Below are 24994 nucleotides of genomic sequence, written 5' to 3'. Positions count from 1 at the left end.
GGAGTAAAACTATGACAGAACAAATTAAAACATCCATAACTGGCTATGGGCTTGTATTCAAGAGGGTTATGAAAGATACGAAGTTAAATATTGAAGCAAAAGCTTTATATGCTTATTTATCTTCATATGCTGGTTCAGATCAAAGTGCTTTTCCTAGCGTTGAACTTATATGTCATGAATTAGATATAAGCAAAAACAGGTTCAGAAAGTATAGAAAACAATTAGAGGATAATGGCTATTTAAATATTGAACGTGTAAAGAGTAATAACTTGTATGGAAAAAATTTATACACATTAAATCATGAACCTCGACCACTTCAAAATAGAGCGGTCGAAAGTGAAGCGCTCGAAAATAGAGCGATGAAAAATAGAGCGCTCGAAAACCTTACTACTACAAGTAACAGTTTTACAAGTAACAGTTTTACAAGTAACAATATTACAAATAACAGTGAGAAGAATAACAGTAGTAGTAAGCAGCAGTCGCCATTCGACTTCTATCAAGCTAATGGTTTTGGAGTTCTTAAACCTTATATTGCAGAACAAATCAGCGCTTGGATAGATGATTTCAAAGAGTATGGCAATGAAATAGTTATTGAAGCTATGAAAGAAGCGTTAAACAATAATGTATCAACTTGGAACTATGTTAATTCAATACTGAAATCATGGAACAACGATGGAGTTAAAACGGTAGAAGATATATCAGCAAGAAACAAAAAACGTAGTAAACAAGAAGAAATAGCAGATGAAGATAATCCTTATCTCCAATTTTTTAATAATTGAGGTGATTAAATGAATGATTTATTCAATCTAAAAATAGCTAATAAATTGGAACAAAAGACGCAACCTAAATTAATTGAGGAAGCAACTTGTGAGAAATGTGGCAGGCACTATGAAGAATATCAATTTAAAAGTGGTTACACATATAGGCTAGGTTGTGATTGCGAGATGATAGAACACGCTAAACAAATGACAAACAATTTTAAACAACGTCAGAAACAAATTGAAATTAATAAGATATTTAGTTTTTCAAGTGAAAACGAAGAAACAAAACATGCAACATTTGAAACTTATATACCTGAAAACGAAAATCAAGAAAAAGCGAAAGTCACATGTGAAAGATACGCTAATTCGTTTAATACAGAAAACAAACAATCGCTTTTACTACAGGGTTCATTCGGATTAGGAAAATCACATTTAGCAATGTCTATCTTAAAAGAAGTGAAAAGCAAAAAATATTCAGTACTCTTCATCAATTTAACTGAACTCATTTCGATGTTTAGATCTACCTTTGATAAAGACAATGAATATACAGAGACAGAATTAGAAAAAGCGATAGGTCAGGTCGATTTAATGGTGTTTGATGACTTTGGAATGAACGTTACTGATTATGGCATGTCAAAACTATTTCAGATTGCTGAAAGTAGAGTTGGCAAACATAACATTATAACTACTAATTTATCTATTAAAGAACTAACTAAAACAAAAGACCAGCAACGATTGTTTAGTAGATTAATGTCAAATACCACAGGCATAACATTAGAAGGCAATGACCATCGAATGAAGGGATTTAGGAATCTAACATGATAACAATACAAAAACTAATTGAAAGATTAAATTGCAGTGAAGTATACGCTCGTAAATTCATGATTATGTGTAACTTTGACCAAGACTTAATTAGAAAAGAATTACAAAGACAAATACACAAAAGAGAAACAACACCGGCAATAACAATAAATAAACCATTGGAGGAAATAACAATATGATCAATTCTGTAACGCTTGTTGGAAGATTAACGAAAGATCCAGAACTAAGAACTACACCTAGTGGGGTTGAAGTAGGCAACTTCACATTAGCAATCAATCGCAACTTCACAAATCAAAATGGAGAACGTGAAGCTGATTTTATTAACTGTATCGTATTTAAAAAGCAAGCAGTAAATGTAAATCAATATTTATCAAAAGGAAAGTTAGCAGGCGTAGTTGGACGTATTCAAACAAGAAGTTATGAAAACAAAGAAGGACAAAAAGTATATGTAACAGAGGTGGTATGTGACAACGTTCAGTTCTTAGAGCCTAAAGATAGTCAAAATGGTTCAAATTCATATCAAAATAGACAAACTTATCAAAATACGAACAACAACACTCAAAACGGACAAAGCGTTCAAAAAGGGCAAAATAAAGCAAATTACGACCAACAGAATAATCCATTTGCGAATGGTAATGATTTAGCAGATGAAGGTTATCCATTTGATTAGATTTTAGAACATATCCTTTATTCGATACGAGGTGGAGAAATGACAGCCACGATATTTAAATTATCCGAAGCAGTTAAACAAAACTATAAATTGAAACGTCCATTAATTGACCAATTTAAGACGTTTTTAAAGAGTATTAAACAATCTGGCCACTACGTCAGTGACACAGACTCATTGCAGTGGTTTATGAGAAAAAAATGACGTATACGGTTTTATACTATACGTCGGATTAACTACTGAAAATGAATTGAGAGTAACGATGTCAGTTGAAAAACATAGACTCGTATCAAATCGAAAGAATTTAAATAAATTAAACGACCAAATGGAGTGTGTGAAAGATGATTAAAAAATATGACTATACAAAAGATGATATTGAAATCGCTGAAGAGAATGGTATTAGTTTAAGTACTTTTTACCAACGCTTAAGGTATGGGTGGTCAGCTAATAAAGCTAGATCATATCCAATAAGAAATCATACAAGAAACAAAGATGTGTATGCAGACGAACGTTTTAAACCTAGAAAACATAAAAAAGATTATTCTAAACCAAAACCATGGTTAGACAAGTATCCTCAAGTAACTGAATTTGGAGATTATGCTCAAAAGTTATTTAAAGATTGTTGTGGGAGTTGGTAAGTATGATTACGAAAGTGTATGACGATAAATCTTGCTATGAAGTCGGTCGAGACGGTGTCGGCAATATCACAGAATGGCGAGTAAATGTCGATGTCGTTGATATATACAGAATAGCTGATGAAAACGGAAAGTTATTAGCTTTTAAAGATTATATCAATAAGAATTACAAAATTGAACATACTGAAAAATTAACTAAAAAACAATTATCTATTTTTGATATATAGGAGGAATCGTAATGAAATTCAAAGCAGGCGATAGAGTGCATGTGACGAGGTTGAATACTAATGAAGTAGATTTTTATGCGACTTTAAAAGATTATAATGATGGACACCCTTTTATCTTAAGTAATTGTAGTGACGGAAGATTTGAATGTTGTTCTGTATTCAAACCAAACACAGGGGAAGTCGGATTAAATAGGTGGGACTACTACGTCCTAGCAGAAGATGAAGAAGATACGGAAGAGCCAGTTGTTCAACACACAACAGACCCAGTCAACCATCCAGACCATTATAACTATGGTGAGATTGAGATTATAGATTTCATCGACCAAGTATCAGAACATTATAACCCAGTTGTGGCAGTACACATTGCGAACGCTATTAAATATTTAAGTAGAGCACCACATAAGAATGGCAAAGAAGATATCGAAAAAGCTCGTTGGTACATTGAGCGTGCTTATCAGAAGTGGAGTAATTGAATGATAACTAAAATATCTGACAAAGACGACACATACCAAGTAGGTGTGAACAACGTAGGTTACATTACAGAATGGTCGGTTGGCAAAGATACAGTCGATATATTCCGTATAGCAGATGAGAACGACAAGATAATTGTATTTCATGGTTTTACGCACAATGATTATGTGGTTGAACATGATGACGAGCCAGTAGCTGATGGGCAGATGAGTATATTTGAATTTTAGGAGGAAACAATATGCCGACAATAAAACGAAAAGTAGAGATGAACTTACCAGAGTTGATTGAGTGGTTGTGGAAAAGTAAAAAGAGTGTTTATAAAGTAACGTCAAATATGAATGGTGTTGTTAAGTTAGAACCTTATGGGTTAATTACATTTTCTAGTGGAGACTTTTATCCTGAGGAAACTTTCACAGTAGAAGTCGAGGAAGAGATTACGGAAGATACAAAAATTCATAAGATGATTGAGTTAAGTGATAAAGGACTGTTAGGTGGAACGGGGCTATATATAAATAGCACGGTTAATCAAGCTAAAACAAATAAATCATTAGCATTCTATATTGTGAATGATGACTTAACAATGACGTTAATTTGGAAAAACGGAAGGTTGGTGGATTAGATGGTAACAATCAAACACACACGAGAGTCAATTGAAAAGTTGGAACAAGAACGTGAGCAGTTTAAGCAACAACGTGACTCTCTTATAAAAGATGTGAAAGCACAAAGAGATTTACTCAATGACTTCTCAAAGTTCATTCACAGAAAAGTAGAAGCTTGTCCAGGTAAACCAGAGTATATGGATTTCAGAGATAGACTAAAAGAATTAGGGATAAGGGAGCGTGAGTGACTATGGAGTATGAGTATGAGAGAGGAATTATCGGTATGTTAGGAGGCATAGAAGATAGGCATCTCATAGATTTAAGCGACCATAAACAAGAACTCAAAGAAGTCTACGCTAAAGCAAAAGCGTTTGATGAAATTAGAAACGTTGATAAGGACTTCTATAAAGAATATGGATATTACCCAAATGAAGAAGAATGGTGGTATGACGCAAGTAATATTATTGAAAAATACGAAGAATTACATGGAGGACATATAAATGACACAACCAAAAGGATTAATCCAACACATTAATGCTAGATGTTATGAATTATATAAAAACGGTGTGAGTGTAGAAGAAATATCAGAGGAAGTCGGCATACCTCAATTACTTGTTAAAAAATCAATACGCAGAATAAAGATGAACGAAAAATTAAAGGAGAAAACAATGAATGAACTAATTAAATCAGTTGAACAATGGAGTGAAGATAAAGGTTTAGATCAAGGTAACAGCTTTAGTCAATTTGCTAAGAGTGCAGAAGAATTAGGCGAGGTAGCAAGTGCTTTATGCAGAAACGACAAAGACTTATTAAGGGACGGTATAGGCGATGTAGTTGTAACACTTATCATTCTTGCACAACAGAATGGAATGGACTTACACGAATGTCTAAACACTGCTTACGATGAAATTAAAGGAAGAACGGGAGTAACAACAGAAGATGGACGATTCATTAAAGAAAGTGACTTGTAAGGATAAGGGTGGCGAAAGCTACCCAGACATTTTAGAAAGAGTACGGGATATTTTGAATAGGGAGTGAACGTAATGAATGAACCATTAAATATCATATTATGGGGCGTAGCTATATTTGTAGTACTTATGCTTTTAAGTTATCTATTGCCAATTTTAATTCTTGGCATAGTTGGTATAGCAAACTTATTTGTGATAGCTAAAGAACATAGAGAACTAAAGAAAGCGCATAAGAAAGCATTTGAGGAACGTAGAAAAAGTAATTTAGAAACAAGGCAATTAGAAAGAGAGAAGTTTGATGGAATTAAAGAGAAAGTAGAATCAGAGTTAAACGAACATTTTTAATTAAAAAGATGCGAAATAATTTCAGAAAATTAAATCGATAAGTATTGATGAATAATAGGAAATATAAGTAAAATTAAGGGATGAAAGGGATTTAATTATTTTACAAATTATGTCTATAATTATAGTGAATTAATTAATCATTGTAATGATGTTTTTACAGAGGGGGAAATAAAATGTGGAAGTTAAAAGAATTCAGAATATGGGGCAAAGATAGAGAAATTATTAATGATTTTATGGAGGTAAATAAAATAAATCTATTTAAAGTTGTTGGATATAGAGTTGTTAAAAATGATGAATATATACCTAATACAATTATGCTTATTAAATATTGGGAGGAAGATCAATGAAATTATTTATAACACCGTTATTAATAGCAGCAATCGGAATTTACATGTATTACAAACGTGCTTGTGTACAAGATGAAGTTGATGCACCAATAGATTATGAATCGGATAAATATAAAGAAGCAGAAGCATTCTTCAGTGGATTGGGGAGGATATTATGATTTTATATATGACGTTGCAAACGGTAATTATTATCTATCTCACTGTAGTAATAGCGACAAAAAGGCGTGATACGACATGATTATACCATTAATTATATTTGGAGCAGTATTTGTAGGATTAGTTATTACAGCGATAAAGGAGTGAATAACATGTGGATTATATTAACAATACTATTAGCAATAACATGTATGTGGTTGATTAAAGTTAACAAAGACTTGATTGATAGAAACGAACTTTTGTTAGCTGAAATGTTAGTCGAAAAAATAGAAGAACATGAAAAGAACAATAAAAAAGGAGAGTGAGATGGTGGAAGCTAAAGAAATAAAAGAGTTATTCCATATGTGTATTATAGATACCGACAGAGAAACAGCTGGTAAAGTTTATGTTATATATCCAACACATGTAAAGTTAGACAACACCCGTATATTTAAGCACATAACAGAGACTGGACATTTGTTATCGGAAGGATTTAAAAACAGACACTTTATTGAATGGGGCGATTAATTGAATAGAAAACAGGCTAATCGTGGTAAATGGTTTGAAACAGTTATAGGCAACGTAAACAGGGTTTATAAGCACAAAGGTATAGCAATCATTGATAAAGTAGCAACGCCTATTAGTTATAACACCAGAACAGGTAAAGCACGCTATCAAGAAAAGAGTACCGTTGATTTTGTAGGTTGCGATAACAAAGGTAGATACATAGCCTTTGACACGAAAGAAGTGAAACTAAAGAATTTACCTTTTAAAAATGTGAGTGATCATCAAGTTAAGTATTTGACCGATACTAAGAAAATGGGTGCTGACGCATTCTTACTTGTATTATTCAGATTCAATGACAGTTGTTTTAAATTAGATATCGACCAATTCATTGATTTCAAGAAACAAAATGAACGAAAAAGCATACCATATGAATGGTTTGAAGAACATGCCGAATTAGTTAGGAGTGGTAATGGCGTAATTTACGACTATTTACACGATGTTGACCACATCAAATAATTAAACTAATCGGAGGAATTGAACACATGACTTATTCGACTAATAATATTTATAAAGTAGAAACGAAAGAAAAAGCACTGGAACTAATTCATAACTATTATAATAACGCTAATACATTGATTTTATATAATAATGAATACCAAGAATCTGTAGGAGGACCTAACACATCTAAGTATGGTATTGAAGCTAGTTTGCCAAAGGGTAACGGAACTGATACTACACCTTTTTTATATGAGATAGATCGTAGACAAAAAAGGGATAAATTTTTTCTTAAACTAGAAAGAAAGCTATATCCAGTACAAATGGCAAAACAATTCATAAAGGACGACACAGAAGAACTTGTATTAGAAATGAGAATGGACGGTAAGTCGTTAAAAAAGATTTATGAGATGACAGGAATAAGTAAAACACAACAGTATAAAATATATGACAAAATAGCTGAAGATATAGTAAAACATTCTTGATTTACCGAAGTTACCAAAGTTACCAAAATAACCGTTTTAATCATTATTTACGATAGTTGCCTATAATATAAGGTTTACCCTAAACTGGGAGGTAGGACGGAGCGTTGAACATTCAATCAGACAAACTGGTTAAGTTTGCTCGGCGCTCTACACAGCCTTACGGCTATTGTCCATATCCTTTCTATAATCCTATATATTAATTAAATCCATCTAGCAAATGTTAGGTGGATTTCGTATAATTAAGTTGTGTTAAATTATTATGTTGGATAAGGGGAAGGACTAATGGAGGATTTATTTAATATTGAATATTTAAAGAATAATGTAGAGGTAATACCATTATCTACTGCTATAATTGCTTTATTTGGGTTATTAATTACTACATTACTTAAGCTGTTTTTGGAATTGGTGGTTAATAAAAAGAAAATTAAAGCAGATGTGATATCAAAGTCTAGGGTTGAATGGATACAAGATATAAGAGCAGTATTTTCAGAGTATTTTGTTATGCTAGATAATTTAATCCTCTTGTCTCAGAAAATTCATAATACAAAAGAAAAAATAAACAAATTAGAAGAATCAATAATATATAAGGATGAATATATTATTAAACGAGATATACCTTTGGATAAAGAAGAGACTCTATTTGAAACTATAGATGATGTCATAAAAGATAAAGATGAAAATTATGCTGATGTTAACGCTATGTATAACAAAAAAATCGATCAACTTGTTATAGATGATAAAAAATTTCAATCAATATTTTGGAAAAAGTATTTAGAATTTGAACAAAAACATATGCTAATAGAGTTATATCTACCTGATAAACCTAAAAAGCATACTTTAATTAAAAAGGTTGATGAACATCGAATTATTAAAGATAAGATTAATAATATAATTAATCTTATCTTACGTAATATTTATATCAAAGCAAATAAAAATTCAAAAGCCAATTATATAAATAGTGAATTAAGTGAATATATACTAAAAGCCGATGAAGAAAATAAAGATGACATTTCATTTAAAACGTTAAAGATGCAATCTAAAGAAATAATTGATTATGTTAGCCAATATCTTAAGAAAGAATGGAATCGCACGAAAAAGAATAAATGATATCCAACACTCACTAACGTGGGTGTTTTTTATTAGGAGTTGAACATATGAAAGTAATGGTGGTAGTAGCAGGTGCTTTAAAAGGTATTAGAAAAGTAAATAATGATTGTCACTTAATTGCGATGATTAAGAGATTAAAGAACGATGCTAACGCAAGTAAAGTATTAATTGATTATGATCCAATTGTTAAAGGCGATAAAGATTACGATATAGAAATAGAGTTGATTACATGATGAGTTTTAAATATGTGATTAACTCTATTTTTTATATACAAGCACATTTGCATTTGGTAATTATGAAAGTATTTAAAGTTGAGGAATTAAAATAAATTAAAGTTTAGTAACGTGAGAGTTGGTGGTAGATGAAATGAAACTTACAAGAAAACAACAGTTGTTTGCAGATGAGTATATTAGAACAGGTAACATATATCAGTCGGCTATTAGTGCTGGCTATAGTCATAACTATGCAAATAAGAATGGCAGTAAGATGTTGGGAAATGTTGGGATAAAATCTTATATTGATGCAAGACTAGAGGAATTGAGAAAAGAAAGCATTGCTGAACAAGATGAGATACTACAGTATTTAACGTCAGTCATGAGAGGTAAAGAACAAGACGAGGAATTAATGCTTGTTCCTACCGGTGACTTTATGAGTGAAGTAGAAAGACATGAGAAGCGTGCTGATATAGTTGCTAGAACTAAGGCTGCTGAATTATTAGGTAAACGTTACGCTATGTGGACTGAAAAGCAAGAAGTAGAACATAGTGGCGCAGTTACGTTTGTAGATGATATAGAATGACAAACATAAAGAAACTATCAGAACTATTACCTGTGGAATTTCACAAGTCATGGAAAGCAGCTAAAGACCCAAATATATTACACATTGTTGAAAAAGGTGGACGTGGTAGTGGTAAATCAACTGATCTAGCAATTATTATTGTTCAACTGATTATGAGATACCCAGTTAACGCTGTTTGTATACGTAAAGTAGATAACACGATTGAATTATCGATATATGAGCAGTTGAAGTGGGCTATTAGTCATCAAGGTGTTTCACATTTATTTAAAGTAACTAAATCGCCTATGAGAATTACTTATATACCTAGAGGGAATTATATTGCTTTTAGAGGTGCTAAAGACCCAGAAAGAATTAAATCATTGAAAGATGCTAACTTTCCATTCGCTATTGGTTGGATTGAAGAATTAGCAGAGTTTAAAACAGAAGATGAAGTAAAGACCATCACTAACTCACTATTACGTGGAGAGTTGGACGATGGTCTTTTTTATAAATTCTTTTATAGTTACAACCCACCAAAAAGAAAACAATCGTGGGTTAATAAAAAGTATGAATCATCTATTCAACCAGACAATACTTTTGTACATCACAGTACATACAAAGATAACCAACACATTTCAAAACAGTTTGTAGAAGAAGCAGAGGCAACTAAGATGAAAAGTGAAATGAGATATAGATGGGAGTACTTAGGAGAAGCAATAGGTAGTGGTGTTGTACCATTTGATAATTTACAAATTGAAACAATACCCGATGACTTGTACAACTCATTCGATAACATTCGTAACGCAGTTGACTTTGGTTATGCTACAGATCCATTGGCGTTTGTTAGATGGCATTATGATAAAAAGAAAAATGTCATTTACGCAGTTGATGAATACTATGGGCAAAAGATATCTAACCGTGAGTTGGCTAAATGGTTAACTCGTAAAAAATATCAGTCAGATACAATCTTTGCTGATAGCGCAGAGCCTAAGAGTATTGATGAACTAAAGAATGAACATGATATCAAACGTATTAAAGGTGTTAAGAAAGGTCCAGACAGCGTTGAATACGGAGAGCAATGGCTTGATGATTTAGACGCAATTATTATAGATCCAAATAGAACACCTAACATAGCAAAAGAATTCGAGAACATAGATTATGAAACTGATAAAGACGGTAACCCTAAACCAAGATTAGAAGATAAAGATAACCATACGATTGATGCTACTAGATATGCCTTTAGTGAAGACATGAAGAAGAAACCTAAGGCTATGATTTCATCAACAACAATGTGGTAAGGAGGTAGACAATGACAGAGTTAAAAACATTTTCACAAGAAGATATATTAAATACACATGGCGATATGTTTTTATATAGAGATTTGTATGATGGTTTCCATTCAAAGTTATTTGATAGAGCGAAGAACTTAATAGCTAATGGAGAGATAGTTGACCGTATTGAGTATGGAGAAGTAAAAGCACAGAACGTTCAGACACCATATATCGTGGTTAACATTTGTAAGATGATTGTTGATATACCAACATTGTTCATTACTAGATCAATGGGTAAGTTACAAACCAATTACCCTATTAATGAGATTGAAGATGATGAAGACTTCGAAACTGACGAACAGCATATCGAGGGAACGAATGATGATACATTCAACAGTGAACTCTTTGACCTACAACAAGAAACACTTGAACAAATCGAAGTCAATTCAAACTTTAACAAACATCATGGTATGAATATAAAGCAATGGCAAATAGACGGTGGCATTGTTGCAGTACCTGAACTTGTGAATGGACAAGTAAAGCTATCGTTTAAAGAACGTAATGTGTATTACGAATTAGAAGATGGTAAGACATATCAACTAAGATATATTGTTGAACGTGAAGAAGAAAAGTATGTCCATGTTCATGAAGAAGTAGAAGGCACAGACGAATTAACAGGTAGTCATACAGTTTATAAGATGGATGACAACGGAGACTTGCACCTTGTTGATGATGAAGAAATCATATTCGATATAACAAAGCTTGAAAGAGACCAACGTCAATACATTTTAAAAGGTCGTAAGCGAACGTTATTTGTTTACCTACCTTTCAATCCAACGTTCATGAATCAGTACGGTAGAAGCACACTAATGGGTCAAGAAGGTAAACAAGATGAAGTTAACTGGACAATGACCAGAACAGCACAAGTATTTGAACGTAATGGTAAGCCTAGAATATCTGTATCAAAAGAAGTCATGGATAGATTAATCCAAGTATCCCAAGAAAGATATGGTGTAGATAATAAGTTCGACCATCGAGATTTAGAAGTCACAACAATTGATGAAGATGGACAGTCATTACAAATACATCAGATTGATATTGCTAAAATTGGCGACATTTCTTACGTGAAAGACATTATCAAAATGATGTTAATGGAAACACAGACGAGTGAGAAAGCAATCGACTTCTTTACATCAGAAGGCGCACAAGCACAATCTGGTACTGCTAAGTTTTACGACTTATTCTTATCTATTATGAAATCTGAACAAATGAGAGATGAGTATGTAGAGTTCATTCAACAAGGCGTTGAGAACTGTATGTGGTTACTTAACCAAGATAATCCAGACATCATTATTGAGAAACCAATCATCGTTCAAAAAGATATGATGCCAGTTACTTCAAAAGAAACGACAACAATCAATAATCAAAGTTATGCTGCAGGTACGCAATCACTTGAACAAACAGTTCGTAATAATAATCCAGATAAATCTGAAGAATGGATTATGGAAGAAGTTGAAAAGATTGAAGGAGAAAGAACATCACAAGATAGCATGTCATTGTTCAGAGGTAATATGACAGGGTTAAACTTCAATGACAACAAAGACGAAGAAGAAGAAATAGATCCAGTTGAAGAAGAACTTAAAGAATTGGAGTAGGTGATTGAATGAAACTAGAACAAATAAAGCCTACAGTTGAATTCCTACAGAATGAAATATTAAAGCTTATACAAAATGTCGACCTTACAAGTGATAAAGAAAAACAAATCATGTTCAGAAACATTGAAGATTTAATCAATCAGTTTGGAACAGACGTAATAGAGTTTGTTGAACCTGAACTTGCTAAGATTTACGAAAGAGAATTGAAGTTAGCAACCAATCAATTACAACAACAAGGCGTTTCCTTATCAAACGAACTCAATTCACAAGTTCATCTCAGCGCCTTAGCAAACATCACAAGCGATACAATGATGGACTTAGAAGCAGCATTCAGACAAGCCTATCTCACAACAATTACTGCAATCAATGAAACATTAAAAGAAGTTCAATCAGATATTTCTAGAGGCATCTTATACGGTCAAAATCGTAGAAAGATAATTCAAAGGGTATCTGATTCTTTTGTTAATGGAGGTATGAAGTCATTTAGGACAATAGACAACAAGCTATTGCCTTTAGATTTCTACACAGAAACAGTTGTTAGAACGAAATTAAGCACTGCTAGAACACACGCTCATGTTAATCACTACTTAGCTACTGGCAATGATTTAGTACATGTTGTTGGCGATTTAAATACATGTAGTGAGTGTGCTAAATATCGTGACAGAGTATTTTCATTAACTGGTAAGGATGATAGATTCCCACAATTAGACGTGAGAGATATCATTCCAGTACATCCTAACTGTAAGTGTTCAGTTAGACCTTTTGTTATTGAACATAAGTCACAAGATGAAATCAATAAGTACGTTGCTAAAGGTAAAGACTTTAATCCTAATCTTGACCCACGAACTAAAAAGCAAAGAGAAAGTTACGAACGTGATCAACAACTTAAACGTAAGGCAAGACAAGAAATGAAGGACTATAACAGTATCAAAGCAATACTAGGAGATGACGCACCTAAAACATTAGGCGCTTATCGAAGAATGAAACGTGCTAACAGTACTGGTTATGTGAAGATGAAAAAGAAATTAAGAGTTGCTAGACAAGAAATGAAAGGTTAGAAGTAAATTAAACCGACAGTCGTGAGATTGCCGGTTATTTTTATGCGTTCATTTACCCATAAGGAAGTGATCCACAAATATCTCATGACGGTGGTATTCCGTTTGACCTGTTTCGTAAGTCATTAAAAGACGATGTCGCAAGTACAAGCGATATTGTGCAAATCCATTCGGTGTCGAACATCGTTAACAAAACGTAAGGAGAGAATGAATATGAACAGAGAAACATTGAAAGCCTTAGGACTATCAGATGAACAAATAGATAAAGTAATGGCTGAACACGGTAAATCAGTAAGTGATAAACAATCACAAATTGATGAAACAAATAACAAAGTTAAAGAATTAGAGAACGACAAAGAAAGTTTATCTAAACAAGTTACAGCACTTGAAAAGAAAGCCAATGATTACAATTCGCTTGAAGAGAAGAATAACCAACTTCAAGAAGAAATCAAAGACTACAAAGTTAAAGTAGCAACAAATGATTTAGATAAACAAATCTTAAAAGAAGTATCTAAAGACGCTCATGACCCAGACGATGTATTCTTATTTATCGATAAAGATAAATTCAATCGTGATGAAGAAACTGGAGAGATTACTAACTTTAATGATGTTATGCAAGAGTTACGTAGTTCAAAAGCTTATCTATTTAATCAATCTAGCAACCCTGCTGGAAGTGAAAGCAACCCAGAAGAGAAAGAAGAGAAGTCAGGCAATCCCGAATACAAATCTGGTGGACAACAAGGCAACGGTAAGCAAAAAGTTGATTATAGCAAACGTGGTAAAGAACTTGCTGAATCAATCTATGGAAAAAATAAGGAGGAATAATAATGAATTTAAAACCTAAAGTAGTATCAGAAGATTTAGAGTTTCCAAGTTTCTTAAGAGATGCTAAAAATCTTGAATGGACGGTTGGTAACATTACGTTAGACGCTTCTAAATTATCAAAAGGACAAGAGGTTAAAGGTGGAACTGCAGTATTTAAAAACACTGATTCAGGTTTCTATGAGTTAGTAGAAGAATCTACACCAGAAACAATGTCAGCAGCAGTTTTAACATCACGTTCAGTAACGATTGATGATGTTGAAGTTAATGAATCAGTACCAGCTTTACGTAAAGCATCTGTGTACGAGGAACTATTAACAGGTGTTACAGACAATTTCAAAAAAGCTACACAAGGACGCATTACATTCGACGTGTAAGACGTCCTATTTTTATGCAAAATTAAGGAGGAATAATAAATGCCAAATATTACAGATCATTCAGATTTACAACAAGCTACATTACAATCGTTTGTAGAAAATGTTGAGCCACAACGTACAAGACGTTTAGAAAGTGTATTCCCAACTGAACAGACATTCGATATCAATGTTGTTTATGACATTATCGAGAAGACGGGAATTAAAGCAGCATCTATCATTGGATTTGATTCAGGTACACCTTTAAGAGATAAAGGTTCAATTAAACAAGCAATGGCTAAGCTAACTAAAATTGCTCATGCTTATAATTACACAGAAGAAGAAATGTATAAGTATTTAAATCCACGTTCAACATCAGAAGTAGATGCTTTAATTCGTGATGTTTTAATTAGTGTCGGCGATTTAAAAGAAGGTGTTGAAGAAACAAAAGAACTTATCCGTGCTGGAATGGTTTATCGTGGAGAGTTCGATTATGAAGATCCAAAAACGAACGTTAGAATCAAATTCGATTTAGATTTAGATGATAACAATAAAATTTCAGCTGGAGATTTCTCTCGTGAAGATGTAAATCCATTAGAAGTATTACAAGAACAAGTGGAAACATATAAAGACAATAACCGTCAAAAAGCACCTGCTTATATGGTTATGACTTCAAAAACGTTATCTAAGATTAAACGCAATCCAAACGTTGTATTTGAAATCTATGGTAAAGATACTGGACGTAGTTTAGTAAAAGATTCAGATTTACTTGAAATGTTTAGTGAATTGAAACTGCCCACACTAGATATTGAGGATGGACAAGTAACGATTGATGGTATTGAAGGAGATATCACTAAACAATTATTAGAAGATGACAAAGTTGTTATGCATGCTGACAAACTAGGTAAAACATTAGTTGGACCTGCTGCAGATAATAATTTTGCTATTGGTTTATATGTTGTAAGTGTTGTCTCTCAAGACCCAGTTGGAGAGAAAACAATCGTTGGAGAAGTAGCAATGCCAGTATTACAAGACTTAAAAGGTATTTCTATTTTGACTGCAAACGAAGAAGCAGACGAAACGCCCTAAACCACCCCAAAAGGTTGAGGTAACAGCTAATGCTAAATCTGTTGTTATCTCGGCAGAATAGGGGCAATTGAGGTGATAAAATGCTTAACATTGAAAAGGTAAGAAAATATATCGATGAAATGCCACCTAATGAGTTGATAGATGACATAGCAGAAAACTTACTTGATAAGTATATCTTTGACGCTTACGAGGATATCAATTCGTTATATCCAATGATAGACATCACTGAACGAATGATTGTTAAACAACTTTTGTACAAACTCGAAGGAGAATCAAATGGTTACGCTATGTTAAAAAGACAAGGTGTTGAGACACAAAAAATAAATGATGCTAGCGTAACGATGTCTGACAATCTACTTGATCCTTATGTATTATTCCTGATTAATCAACAATTACAAACTAAATCTGTAGGTCATATAGGTAGATTAATATGATTATTTATAAAGATAAGGTCAATGTCATTGTGCCAATGGTCGATATGAATGGCAATCAGACGAAAGATGATTACGGTAAACCAGTAACTGAAAAGGTATTAACCAAAGCACACGTTAGATATAGTATTCAAAATATCTATAATGCTGATAGTGAAGAATACACGTCCGTTACACAAGTTTATATCCCTTTTTCTGATACCACTTCTAATATCGATTTAAATGCCCGTATTGAGCATATAACACCTAAGAATACAAAAGTATTAGGACAAGTTAAAAAGCTTGAATATGGGCAAGATATATCGGGAAAAGCACACTTTGTTAAAGGCTATATGTAGATGGCAGATTTTAAGTTCAATATTGAATGGGATGGACTTCGAGAATTACAAAATGAGTTTAGGACAATGAATAAACGTTTTAGCCTTATATTGCTAGATGAAATGGATAAAATTGGTTTAACTTGTGAAGATTATGCTAAAGCATTAGCCCCACGTGATAGTGGCGAACTAGAAGATAGCATTCATTCTACACAAGCAAGAGTAGAAGGTAGGTCATTCGTTGTTTATGTTGGAACGAATATGGAATATGCAACCTATGTTCACGAACTAAATAATGTTAGACCGGTTGGAGATAAATATGAACGTGGTGTGAAATATCCAAACTATTATATAAGAGGACGAGGAACAGGAACCCGTCAAAAACCAAGTGTAAAAGGATATCAGCCAGGTCGTAAATTTCTACAGCGTGCCGTTATTTTAACTGACCAACATTTTGAAAAAGCAATGGAAAGAGCGCTAGAACGATTACTTGAAGGAGGTAGTTAGATGATCCAACGCGCTATTAAAAATATATTAGATGATAAATTACCTGACTTAGAGTGGACAGTAGATTATCGTACTAAACCTTCAGAAACTGGTGTTGTCTATTACGATGGTGGTTATCCTCCAGATAGAAGTGATATGAAATCACATTTGATGAATTATCAAGTAGAAATCAGAAGTGAAAGTTTCGATAAAGCTACTAATCGAGCATTTGATAGCTATAAAGCTATACATGGTATAACGAATAAAGTAATGAAAGTACCTGTCTATGAAGATGGAGAGTTACTAAGAACAGACAAACATTTTGTTCAATACATTTATGCAGAATCGCCACCAATTAGAGTTGGCGTAAGCAATGACAATATGATTTATACAATAAACTTTTTAGCACTTATTTTGCCTTATTGCGAATGAGTGCTTTTTTAATACCCAATTTTAAGGAGGAATTATAATGCCAGAAGAAAAAATTAGTTATGAATTTGGTATGGGAGATTTCATTTTTGATGAAGGCTTAGATACTGAAATTAGATTTGACGGTAAATTATGTGAAGATGGTTCATTACTACAAGCAGAAGGTGGAGAACTAACTTTAGAACCAGAATTAACAGACATTACTATGGCTGACTTTGGTGATACTAACTATGACCAAGTTGTTGTTGGTTGGAATGGTACAGCCACTTTAGTAGCAGCTAAATCTACTTTAGATGTAATTAGTAAAACGTTGAGTGGTACTGTTTCATTCGACCGTGATGGAAAGGTTGTATCAGTGACTGATGCTCCAATAGGTGCCTCATTACGTGCAGGTGCTAGAACATTAACTATTCACCCACGACAAATGGGTGATGATAAGTCGGAAGATATCTTCATTCACAAAATCGCTAACGCAAGTGGAATGACTAAAGCATTCGCTAATGAACAAGGTAATTACGAAATGGAATTTACGATGTTCCCTAAAGATTGTGCCGATGCTAATAAACCAAATAACTATTTCTATATTGGTGAAGACCCAGACAAATTAGGAGAAGGTGCTGAAGAAGAACCAGAAACACCCTAATACTCCCCAAAATGTAGTAGTGGATGCTGATATTAATACGGCATCTATTACTGCTGAATAGGGGCTTTTAAATAATCACTAAGGAGGTTGTAGAATGGCTGATACTTTAAAAGTATACAAAGGCGATGATGTAGTAGGTTCTGGTGAACGTGGAGAAGATGGTAAAGCAAAAGTCACAATTGATGGCTTAGACGCTAATACCGATTATCCAAAAGGAACTTATCAAGCATCGTTTGAAAATGAGAACGGTGAGAGTGAGAAAGTCGATATACAAGCTTTCAAAACAAAATCTATCGCAGTTACAGGCGTAACAATTGCACCTAAAACTGCAAGCGTTGATGTAGACGCTACAACTAAATTAAATAGTACGGTTGCACCATCAACTGCTACAAATAAATCAGTATCATATAAAAGTTCTGATGAAGCAGTAGCTACAGTATCAAGCAACGGTACAGTAACTGGTGTTGCAGAAGGTGACGCAACTATTACGGTTACAACACAGGACGGTAATAAATCAGATACTGCAACGGTAACAGTTAACGCAGTTGAAGAACCAGAGCCTGAACCGGAACCAGAAGAACCAGGTACAGAAGAATAAAGAATGAGTAAGGCAGTCAAAGCACTGCCTTTTTTATTTGTTTTTTAATTTATATATCAAAGGAGAAATGACAAATGGCACAAGTTGAAATCAAAACATATGAAGGTAATAAACAAGTTACAGAAACACAAGAAATTAAAGAAATGGGATTAAAACAAATTAAAGGTGTAGCTAAAGAAATTAATAAATTAGTTAAAGATGTTAATACAAACGATCATCTTAAAAATGCTTTAGATAGTTTCTTTAAAAAGCGTAATGAAATTGTAGAAGAAAACAAACGACTACATCAAGAAGCATTAGAAAAAGGATTAGATAACTATTATCAAACTAATGAATCTGAAGCATTTAAGCAAGTAGGCGCTCAATTCTTTATAGATGTATCAGGTTCTTTTGAACTAATTTTAGAAAACGCTCCAGAATCATTACAAAACTTAATTTCAATTGCTTCAGGTATACATTATGAAAAGTTAGGAGAACAAAACATTTATACATTCCTAGATGTTGTAGATGCAGTTGTAGAAGTTAATGATATTCCTAAATTAATTGAACGTTTAAAAAAGTCCAAAGACGCTTATTCAACGGTAATCAAAGCGATATTCCCGAAAAAGGAAGAGACGAACAAGTAAATCGCACTGATGTACAGATTGAAGAAGCCGTCATATTTAAATTAAGTAAAGAACTCGGTGGGCGTGAAGAAGTTTTAAACACGCCTTTCAATGAGTTGTTGGCTCATTTAATGACGCATTTTGATAATGAAGAACGTCTAGCAGAGAAAGAACAAACAGATTACTACATGAACTTTATCGCAATGTTAAATAGTAATCCTCAATCAAAAGAAGATATGAAAAATGTTAAGAATTTCTTAAAAGAAATTAAACCGAATAAGAAATCAAAACAGTCTTCTAAACCAGCTAAGAAATATCAATGGAATGAAAGAGTTCAAAAGAAAATTGAAGCAATAGAAGCTAAAAAACGTGCTGAACAAAATATGTAAATTAAAAAATAAATAAAAGAAGGGAGGGTTCTTATGGCAACTGTTAAGGAGTTGCAAGCAAAGTTTACCTCCAGTGCTAGTGGTATGGAATCTGCTTTCACTACTATGGCAAACAAGCTTAATGATATTGAGAAAGCGTCAGACCGTGCTGCAACATCAATGGAAAAAAATATGTCTAGAGGTATGAACAGAGTATTCAAAACCGGTGAAGGCTTTAAAAGAGTTAGTGGTACGCTTGAAACGATATCTAAGAAATCTGTTGAAATGGGCGACAATCTAACTAAGAAAATAACGAAACCAGCAATGATAGCTGGTGGTGCTTTAGCTAGTATAACGATTGGTAAAGGTTTTGGAAGATTAGTCGAAATAGATAATGCTCAAGCTAAACTAGACGGTTTAGGACATAGTGGTAAAGATGTAAAAGGCATTATGAACAACGCCTTAGAATCAGTTAAAGGTACATCATTTGGATTAGGTGAAGCAGCAACGACTGCATCTAGCGCAGTTGCAGCAGGTATTGAACCAGGTAAAGAATTAACAAGATATTTAAGTCTTACAGGAGATGCTGCTGCTATTGCTGGTACAAGTATGGGAGAAATGGGATCTATTATAAACAAAGTTCAAACTTCGAACAAAACATATAATGGAGAACTACAACAACTTTCTGAACGTGGTATACCTATCTATCAATGGATAGCTAAAGAGGCAAACGTAACTGCTGATGCTGTATTTGATATGGCTAGTGATGGAAAAATATCGAGTGAGATGTTCTTAAATGCTATTGAAACAAATATTGGTGGCGCAGCTAAGAAAATGGGTGCAAAATCATTCACTGCTGGTTTTGCTAACATGTGGGCTGCAGTCGGTCGACTAGGTGCTTCATTTCTTGATGCTGGAGGAAAAGGTGGAGGTTTCTTCTCTAAAATGAAACCACTTATGGCAGAGTTTACGAACTCATTAGACGGTATGGAATCCACTGCAGCTAAATGGGGAGAATCTTTAGGCAGAGCTTTCGATAAAATTATTGAAGGTATAAGAGGTATTATAGGCTGGTATAACAGTCTTGATAAAAATACACAGAAACTTATTAATAGTGTTATGAAATGGAGTGCTTTAACACTTGTTGCAATTGGTCCTATTCTAAAGATACTTGGTAGATTAACAGGGGTAATTGCCGCCGTCTTTGGTCCATTCGGTAAGTTTTTACAGTTTATCGCTAAGTTTAGTACTGCTTCTAAAAGTGCTGAAGGTGCTATTGCTGGTATTACAAAAGTATTTCCTAAATTAGGTTCTGCACTTGGACTTATCACAGGTCCAGTAGGTTGGATCACATTAGGAATTATTGCTTTAGGGACTGCATTTGTAGTTGCTTACAAGAAATCAGAAACATTTAGAGATATTGTTAACAAAGTAGTTGAAGGTGTTAAAAACGCATTTGGAACTTTAGCGCAAGTGATTAAAGGTTTCTTCCAACTATTCAAAGGAAACGGACAAGATGGCATTATAACACTAAGCAAAATATTACCACCAAATGTTGTTCAAGGTTTAACTATATTTGTTGATAGTGTTAAAGCGAACTTCTTTAAAATGGTTGAAGCTATAAAACAATTCGCAACAGTAATAGGTAATGAAATAAAACAGTTTTGGTCTGAAAATGGTGCTCAAATAACAGAAGCAGTTAAGAACGTAGGTTCAATTATTAGTACTGTTTTTAATTTTATTTGGGGAAACGTTATAAAACCAATTATGACTTTGATTTGGAATCTCATGAAACTGTTATGGCCAGCTATAAAATTCCTGATCATTTCTACATGGGAAAATATAAAAGGCGTAATAAAAGGCGCTCTAAATGTCATAATGGGCTTAATCAAAGTATTTAGTGGTTTATTCACTGGCGATTTCAAAAAAATGTGGGAAGGTATAAAACAAGTATTTGTTGGGGCAGTACAATTATTATGGAATTTAATACAACTATACTTTGTCGGTAAAATACTCGGAGTTGCTAGAGGCTTTATTGGTTTATTTAAAGGTGCTTTTGTTGGTCTATGGAATTTCATAAAATCATTGTTCACTAGAAGTTTAAGTGCCATAGTTAATGGTGTAAGAACGGCATTTACCAACACACTAAATATAACAAAAATAATTTATACAAGTATGAATAAGTTTTTAGTATGGATTTGGACAATGATTAAAAACTTCGTTGTTAAAATGGCTACAAACATATGGCTTGGGGTTAGAAACAGGTTTACTAATTTACTGAAAAGTATACGATCTATATTCAATAATGTTCGCAATTTTTTAGTTCAATTGTGGACTAATGTAAAAAATAGAATTGTAGATTTAGCACAAGCTATATGGAGTAATGTCAGAGCTAAATTCATGGCTTTATTTAATTCTATTAAAACTATATTTACGTCTGTTCGTAAATTCTTGGTTAATTTATGGACGAATTTAAAGAATAGAATAGTGAATATTGCACAGTTAATTTGGACAAGTGTTAAAAATAAGTTCATCGGTTTATGGAACAGTATAAAGTATATTTTCAATACAATAAGAAACTTTTCAGTGAATTTATGGAACTCTTTAAAAAATAAAGTGATTTCAATTGTTCAGAATTTATGGAATGGTGTTAAGAATAGATTTACAGGTTTATGGAATAGTATAAAAAACATTTTAACTCGCACATTCGAATTTTCTAAAAATATTTGGAATAACATAAAAGATAAAGCTGTAAGTATGGCTACAACCATGAAAAATAGTGTGGTTGATACCTTTAAAAGAATGAGAGATGGTATTAAAGGATTTGTCGGTGGCATTAAAGATATGGTAATAGGCATGAAAGATAGTGTCGTTGATAATGCTAAGAAATTAGCAGAAGGAATTAAGAAACATGCTATAGGTGGTCTTAATTTAATGATTAAAGGTGTAAACCTTGTTGGAGATAAATTAGGTTTAGGAAAAGAAATGATTAAACCTATAAAATTATCAACGGGTACACGTAATGGTGCTATTGCAAGTGATACTATGGCAGTTGTTGGAGATAAAGGTCGAGGTAATGGACCTAATGGTTTTAGACACGAAACAATACGTTATCCTAATGGTAAAACTGTAATCACTCCAGATACTGATACACTTGCCTATCTTCCTAAAGGTACAGTTGTAGATAATGGACAACAGACATATGCAAGTATGAATGGATTACCGAGATTTGCTGATGGTACTGGTTTATTCAGTTCTATCGCGAAAAAAACAGGTGCTTTCTTAGGTAAAAAAGCTGGGGAAAATCCAGATAAAGTTAAAAAAGTAAGTGATGGCGTAGAAGGTGTTAAAAATACTGGTAAGGCTGTGAAAGATAAATTTGATTCAGTAATTGGAGATGTCTTTGATTATATTGAAAACCCTGGAAAATTAGTTAATAAAGTTATGGATATGATGGGTGTTGACTTTAGCGCTATTAAAGCTATACCTGGACAAATGATGGGTTCGATGTACAAAAAGCTAACTAATGGTGTTAAAAATCTATTCACGAAGTGGTTTGATGAAACAAGTGGTGGCGATATTGATGGTACAGGAATCTTAAGTAAAGGTGTAACTTATGGATACAGCCCTGATAAACCATTGCCTGGGTATCCATTATCAATCAATGGTGGACGACATTATGGTATAGATACACCTCATATATTTGAGAAAATACAAGCACCAATGAGTGGAAAAGCTACAAAACAACACGATGTTGGTGGGGGTAATATTCTTCGTCTTGCTGCAGGTAAAATTGCAATGTATTTTGTTCACTTAAGCAAGATTTTAAAAGAAGGTATGGTTAAAAAAGGAGAAGACATAGCAGTCACTGGTAATAGTGGTGCTTTTACAACAGGTGCTCACTTGCACACACAAGTTGAAAAAGGACCTACACCTTATCTAACAAACACTAATACATTAGATCCAGTGAAAGTTCTAAAAGGTATGGGTGGAAACACAAAAGGTGGAAACTTTAAAGGAACAATTGTCAAAGCGCTAAAAGCAGCTGGTTTACCAACTACTGCAGCATATATTAATGCATGGTCTAAACAAATTATGACTGAATCTGGTGGAGATCCTAATGCTATCGGTGGTACTGATGGATATAGTCACGGTCGTGCAACTGGGCTTGTGCAAGTTAAACCAACTACATTCCAAGCTATGAAAGGTAAGGGAATGAACGACATCATGAACCCACTTCATAACTTGGTTGCTGGTATGAACTGGTCTAAATATGCTTATGGCTCAAATATATTAGATTATATTGGTCATGGTCATGGTTACGCAAACGGTGGCATCGTTAATTCTCCACAAATGGCGTGGCTTGCTGAAGGTGGATTTAGTGAATCAGTTATTAGTCATGATCCATCTATGAAAGCACGTAGTAAAGTATTATACGATAAAACTGGAGACATGCTTGGATTTAATGAAGACACTGAACTATTACGTGAAATCATTGAACAAATCAGTGTTGGTAATCAACTACAATCTGTTAATAACAGAGACACAAATAGAATCGCTAACAAAGATTCAAATGTATATTTAGATGGAAAAGAAATCACAAAATCAGTAAGTAGCAAACAAGGAAATATGGCAAGAAATGTAGGTTATAACTTAGGTTTAGGTGGTGTATAAATGACGTGTCAAAACAATAAATGGGTAAAATTAATGATGGAAAATGAAACGGTCAATCTCTTAGAGAATGACCGTTTTGACTTTTTAGGGTTTGATAAACCTGAAGTAAATGGAAAAACAGAATACAAAGAATTTAATGCTATAGATGGTGCGTTACCTTCTGTTACAACGTTCGGACCATTTGAATTAACATTAAAGTTTAGATATACCGGATTAGATAGTATAGATCTAGAGTTATTTTGTTTCGAGTTAGAACAAAAAATTCAAAAAGACAAACCATATTACTTAATTTTCAGTAAGATGCCAGGATTGAAATTTGCAGTGTTACCAACTCCTAAAGTGAATCCATCGCCTTTTGCTATTAGATTTAGTGATATCGAAATAACTTTTACAGTATTTAAAGGATGTTCTGAATCCTTAGTGACAACAGATGAATTTTCTTTAAATAGTGATCATTGGCAATTCGGTAATGGATTGATAACTGATCCAAATATAAAATATAAACATCATAAAAGATATTTTCAAATTTATAACGGTTCTTCGTTTAAAGTAAATCCTATTCATAGACACCAACTAATTATAACAATGAACATAAACGCACCTAATGGCTTTACGCTACACAACAAGACAACAGGCGATAAATTCTTATACAAGAAAAAGGTACGTGATACTGACACATTGGTATTAAATGGTGTATATCCATTCAAGAATAAACAACATTGTGGTATAGACACCAACCATGAATATATAACGCTTGCCGAAGGGTATAACGATTTTGAAGTATTAGGCGATGGTGTAGAAGTCAAGGAAATCAAATTCACATTCAATTTTGTGTATAGGTAGGTGATGA

The 24994-nt window shown here is 33.3% G+C and carries 39 protein-coding genes; all 39 read left to right on the top strand.

Going from position 1 to position 24994, the window contains the following annotated elements; translation table 11 throughout:
* Positions 1 to 11: 11 nt before the first annotated feature.
* The 39 genes from ACNMOQ_RS08895 to ACNMOQ_RS08705 all read left to right on the top strand — a co-directional run bounded on the left by ACNMOQ_RS08895 (position 12) and on the right by ACNMOQ_RS08705 (position 24987).
* A complete protein-coding gene (locus ACNMOQ_RS08895) occupies positions 12 to 779 on the top strand; it encodes a DnaD domain protein (RefSeq protein ID WP_416349732.1) in 768 nt (255 codons plus the stop codon).
* Positions 780 to 788: 9 nt separating this feature from the next.
* The gene (locus tag ACNMOQ_RS08890) at positions 789 to 1583 is read left to right on the top strand and encodes an ATP-binding protein (protein ID WP_416349731.1); all 795 of its coding nucleotides are present in this window, start codon (positions 789 to 791) and stop codon (positions 1581 to 1583) included.
* Positions 1580 to 1762, top strand: coding sequence for a hypothetical protein (locus ACNMOQ_RS08885; protein ID WP_239706178.1), 183 nt, complete (start codon positions 1580 to 1582; stop codon positions 1760 to 1762). The genes ACNMOQ_RS08890 and ACNMOQ_RS08885 overlap by 4 nt, the downstream gene beginning before the upstream one ends.
* On the top strand, positions 1759 to 2253 hold the full coding sequence (gene ssb, locus ACNMOQ_RS08880) for a single-stranded DNA-binding protein (protein ID WP_416349730.1): 495 nt from the start codon (positions 1759 to 1761) through the stop codon (positions 2251 to 2253). Before ACNMOQ_RS08885 ends, ssb begins: the two co-directional genes overlap by 4 nt.
* Positions 2254 to 2292: 39 nt before the next feature.
* Complete coding sequence (locus ACNMOQ_RS08875; RefSeq protein WP_416349729.1) at positions 2293 to 2454, top strand: hypothetical protein; 162 nt, start codon at positions 2293 to 2295, stop codon at positions 2452 to 2454.
* Between the two features lie 137 nt (positions 2455 to 2591).
* Positions 2592 to 2888 carry a hypothetical protein gene (locus ACNMOQ_RS08870; protein WP_416349728.1) on the top strand — a complete coding sequence of 99 codons (297 nt, stop codon included), beginning with the start codon at positions 2592 to 2594 and terminating at the stop codon, positions 2886 to 2888.
* 2 nt (positions 2889 to 2890) lie between these two features.
* Positions 2891 to 3112: a hypothetical protein gene (locus ACNMOQ_RS08865; RefSeq protein ID WP_416349727.1), complete on the top strand. Its 222-nt coding sequence runs from the start codon at positions 2891 to 2893 to the stop codon at positions 3110 to 3112.
* A gap of 11 nt (positions 3113 to 3123) precedes the next feature.
* Positions 3124 to 3585 (top strand): DUF3310 domain-containing protein, encoded by a 462-nt coding sequence (locus ACNMOQ_RS08860; protein ID WP_416349726.1) that lies wholly within the window; start codon positions 3124 to 3126, stop codon positions 3583 to 3585.
* Positions 3586 to 3810, top strand: coding sequence for a hypothetical protein (locus ACNMOQ_RS08855; protein ID WP_416349725.1), 225 nt, complete (start codon positions 3586 to 3588; stop codon positions 3808 to 3810). It begins immediately after the preceding gene.
* A gap of 11 nt (positions 3811 to 3821) precedes the next feature.
* On the top strand, positions 3822 to 4202 hold the full coding sequence (locus tag ACNMOQ_RS08850) for a hypothetical protein (RefSeq protein WP_416349724.1): 381 nt from the start codon (positions 3822 to 3824) through the stop codon (positions 4200 to 4202).
* The gene (locus ACNMOQ_RS08845; RefSeq protein ID WP_416349723.1) at positions 4203 to 4430 is read left to right on the top strand and encodes a hypothetical protein; all 228 of its coding nucleotides are present in this window, start codon (positions 4203 to 4205) and stop codon (positions 4428 to 4430) included. It begins immediately after the preceding gene.
* A 2-nt stretch (positions 4431 to 4432) separates the two neighbouring features.
* On the top strand, positions 4433 to 4717 hold the full coding sequence (locus tag ACNMOQ_RS08840) for a hypothetical protein (RefSeq protein ID WP_416349722.1): 285 nt from the start codon (positions 4433 to 4435) through the stop codon (positions 4715 to 4717).
* Positions 4718 to 4850: 133 nt separating this feature from the next.
* On the top strand, positions 4851 to 5153 hold the full coding sequence (locus ACNMOQ_RS08835; RefSeq protein ID WP_416350400.1) for a MazG-like family protein: 303 nt from the start codon (positions 4851 to 4853) through the stop codon (positions 5151 to 5153).
* 72 nt (positions 5154 to 5225) lie between these two features.
* A complete protein-coding gene (locus ACNMOQ_RS08830) occupies positions 5226 to 5495 on the top strand; it encodes a hypothetical protein (protein ID WP_416349721.1) in 270 nt (89 codons plus the stop codon).
* Positions 5496 to 5668: 173 nt separating this feature from the next.
* Positions 5669 to 5842, top strand: coding sequence for a hypothetical protein (locus ACNMOQ_RS08825; RefSeq protein ID WP_016998694.1), 174 nt, complete (start codon positions 5669 to 5671; stop codon positions 5840 to 5842).
* Entirely contained in the window at positions 5839 to 6000 is a 162-nt protein-coding gene (locus tag ACNMOQ_RS08820; protein ID WP_416349720.1) for a hypothetical protein, read from the top strand. Before ACNMOQ_RS08825 ends, ACNMOQ_RS08820 begins: the two co-directional genes overlap by 4 nt.
* A 150-nt stretch (positions 6001 to 6150) precedes the next feature.
* A complete protein-coding gene (locus ACNMOQ_RS08815) occupies positions 6151 to 6303 on the top strand; it encodes a hypothetical protein (RefSeq protein ID WP_416349719.1) in 153 nt (50 codons plus the stop codon).
* Positions 6275 to 6505: a hypothetical protein gene (locus ACNMOQ_RS08810; RefSeq protein ID WP_416349718.1), complete on the top strand. Its 231-nt coding sequence runs from the start codon at positions 6275 to 6277 to the stop codon at positions 6503 to 6505. Before ACNMOQ_RS08815 ends, ACNMOQ_RS08810 begins: the two co-directional genes overlap by 29 nt.
* Positions 6506 to 7000 carry a Holliday junction resolvase RecU gene (locus ACNMOQ_RS08805; RefSeq protein WP_135032728.1) on the top strand — a complete coding sequence of 165 codons (495 nt, stop codon included), beginning with the start codon at positions 6506 to 6508 and terminating at the stop codon, positions 6998 to 7000.
* Between the two features lie 26 nt (positions 7001 to 7026).
* Positions 7027 to 7464, top strand: a complete 438-nt coding sequence (locus ACNMOQ_RS08800; protein ID WP_416349717.1) for a hypothetical protein — start codon at positions 7027 to 7029, stop codon at positions 7462 to 7464.
* A gap of 282 nt (positions 7465 to 7746) precedes the next feature.
* Positions 7747 to 8571: a hypothetical protein gene (locus ACNMOQ_RS08795; protein ID WP_416349716.1), complete on the top strand. Its 825-nt coding sequence runs from the start codon at positions 7747 to 7749 to the stop codon at positions 8569 to 8571.
* Positions 8572 to 8618: 47 nt separating this feature from the next.
* Positions 8619 to 8804 (top strand): hypothetical protein, encoded by a 186-nt coding sequence (locus ACNMOQ_RS08790; RefSeq protein ID WP_416349715.1) that lies wholly within the window; start codon positions 8619 to 8621, stop codon positions 8802 to 8804.
* 133 nt (positions 8805 to 8937) lie between these two features.
* The gene (locus tag ACNMOQ_RS08785; RefSeq protein WP_208143884.1) at positions 8938 to 9369 is read left to right on the top strand and encodes a terminase small subunit; all 432 of its coding nucleotides are present in this window, start codon (positions 8938 to 8940) and stop codon (positions 9367 to 9369) included.
* Complete coding sequence (locus ACNMOQ_RS08780; protein ID WP_416349714.1) at positions 9366 to 10646, top strand: PBSX family phage terminase large subunit; 1281 nt, start codon at positions 9366 to 9368, stop codon at positions 10644 to 10646. Before ACNMOQ_RS08785 ends, ACNMOQ_RS08780 begins: the two co-directional genes overlap by 4 nt.
* 11 nt (positions 10647 to 10657) lie before the next feature.
* The gene (locus ACNMOQ_RS08775) at positions 10658 to 12274 is read left to right on the top strand and encodes a hypothetical protein (protein WP_416349713.1); all 1617 of its coding nucleotides are present in this window, start codon (positions 10658 to 10660) and stop codon (positions 12272 to 12274) included.
* 8 nt (positions 12275 to 12282) lie between these two features.
* Positions 12283 to 13332, top strand: coding sequence for a phage minor capsid protein (locus tag ACNMOQ_RS08770; protein WP_239706197.1), 1050 nt, complete (start codon positions 12283 to 12285; stop codon positions 13330 to 13332).
* Between the two features lie 210 nt (positions 13333 to 13542).
* Positions 13543 to 14154, top strand: coding sequence for a phage scaffolding protein (locus ACNMOQ_RS08765; protein WP_416349712.1), 612 nt, complete (start codon positions 13543 to 13545; stop codon positions 14152 to 14154).
* 2 nt (positions 14155 to 14156) lie between these two features.
* Positions 14157 to 14528, top strand: a complete 372-nt coding sequence (locus ACNMOQ_RS08760) for a hypothetical protein (RefSeq protein WP_135032833.1) — start codon at positions 14157 to 14159, stop codon at positions 14526 to 14528.
* A gap of 39 nt (positions 14529 to 14567) precedes the next feature.
* A complete protein-coding gene (locus tag ACNMOQ_RS08755; protein ID WP_416349711.1) occupies positions 14568 to 15593 on the top strand; it encodes a major capsid protein in 1026 nt (341 codons plus the stop codon).
* Positions 15594 to 15673: 80 nt separating this feature from the next.
* Entirely contained in the window at positions 15674 to 16027 is a 354-nt protein-coding gene (locus ACNMOQ_RS08750) for a hypothetical protein (protein ID WP_216683189.1), read from the top strand.
* Entirely contained in the window at positions 16024 to 16362 is a 339-nt protein-coding gene (locus ACNMOQ_RS08745) for a hypothetical protein (RefSeq protein WP_416349710.1), read from the top strand. The genes ACNMOQ_RS08750 and ACNMOQ_RS08745 overlap by 4 nt, the downstream gene beginning before the upstream one ends.
* Positions 16363 to 16848 carry an HK97 gp10 family phage protein gene (locus ACNMOQ_RS08740; protein WP_416349709.1) on the top strand — a complete coding sequence of 162 codons (486 nt, stop codon included), beginning with the start codon at positions 16363 to 16365 and terminating at the stop codon, positions 16846 to 16848.
* On the top strand, positions 16849 to 17259 hold the full coding sequence (locus tag ACNMOQ_RS08735; RefSeq protein WP_416349708.1) for a hypothetical protein: 411 nt from the start codon (positions 16849 to 16851) through the stop codon (positions 17257 to 17259). It abuts the gene before it with no gap.
* Positions 17260 to 17296: 37 nt separating this feature from the next.
* A complete protein-coding gene (locus tag ACNMOQ_RS08730) occupies positions 17297 to 17899 on the top strand; it encodes a hypothetical protein (RefSeq protein ID WP_416349707.1) in 603 nt (200 codons plus the stop codon).
* A 94-nt stretch (positions 17900 to 17993) separates the two neighbouring features.
* On the top strand, positions 17994 to 18497 hold the full coding sequence (locus tag ACNMOQ_RS08725) for an Ig-like domain-containing protein (protein ID WP_416349706.1): 504 nt from the start codon (positions 17994 to 17996) through the stop codon (positions 18495 to 18497).
* 74 nt (positions 18498 to 18571) lie between these two features.
* The gene (locus ACNMOQ_RS08720; protein WP_416349705.1) at positions 18572 to 19123 is read left to right on the top strand and encodes a hypothetical protein; all 552 of its coding nucleotides are present in this window, start codon (positions 18572 to 18574) and stop codon (positions 19121 to 19123) included.
* A 110-nt stretch (positions 19124 to 19233) separates the two neighbouring features.
* Positions 19234 to 19491 (top strand): hypothetical protein, encoded by a 258-nt coding sequence (locus tag ACNMOQ_RS08715; RefSeq protein ID WP_135032851.1) that lies wholly within the window; start codon positions 19234 to 19236, stop codon positions 19489 to 19491.
* A 33-nt stretch (positions 19492 to 19524) separates the two neighbouring features.
* Positions 19525 to 24144 carry a tape measure protein gene (locus ACNMOQ_RS08710; RefSeq protein WP_416349704.1) on the top strand — a complete coding sequence of 1540 codons (4620 nt, stop codon included), beginning with the start codon at positions 19525 to 19527 and terminating at the stop codon, positions 24142 to 24144.
* On the top strand, positions 24145 to 24987 hold the full coding sequence (locus ACNMOQ_RS08705) for a phage tail domain-containing protein (RefSeq protein ID WP_239706208.1): 843 nt from the start codon (positions 24145 to 24147) through the stop codon (positions 24985 to 24987). It abuts the gene before it with no gap.
* Positions 24988 to 24994 lie beyond the last annotated feature (7 nt).

Source organism: Mammaliicoccus lentus (genome assembly GCF_947036595.1).
Classification (GTDB): domain Bacteria; phylum Bacillota; class Bacilli; order Staphylococcales; family Staphylococcaceae; genus Mammaliicoccus; species Mammaliicoccus lentus.
This window is presented reverse-complemented; position numbering and strand designations above follow the sequence as displayed.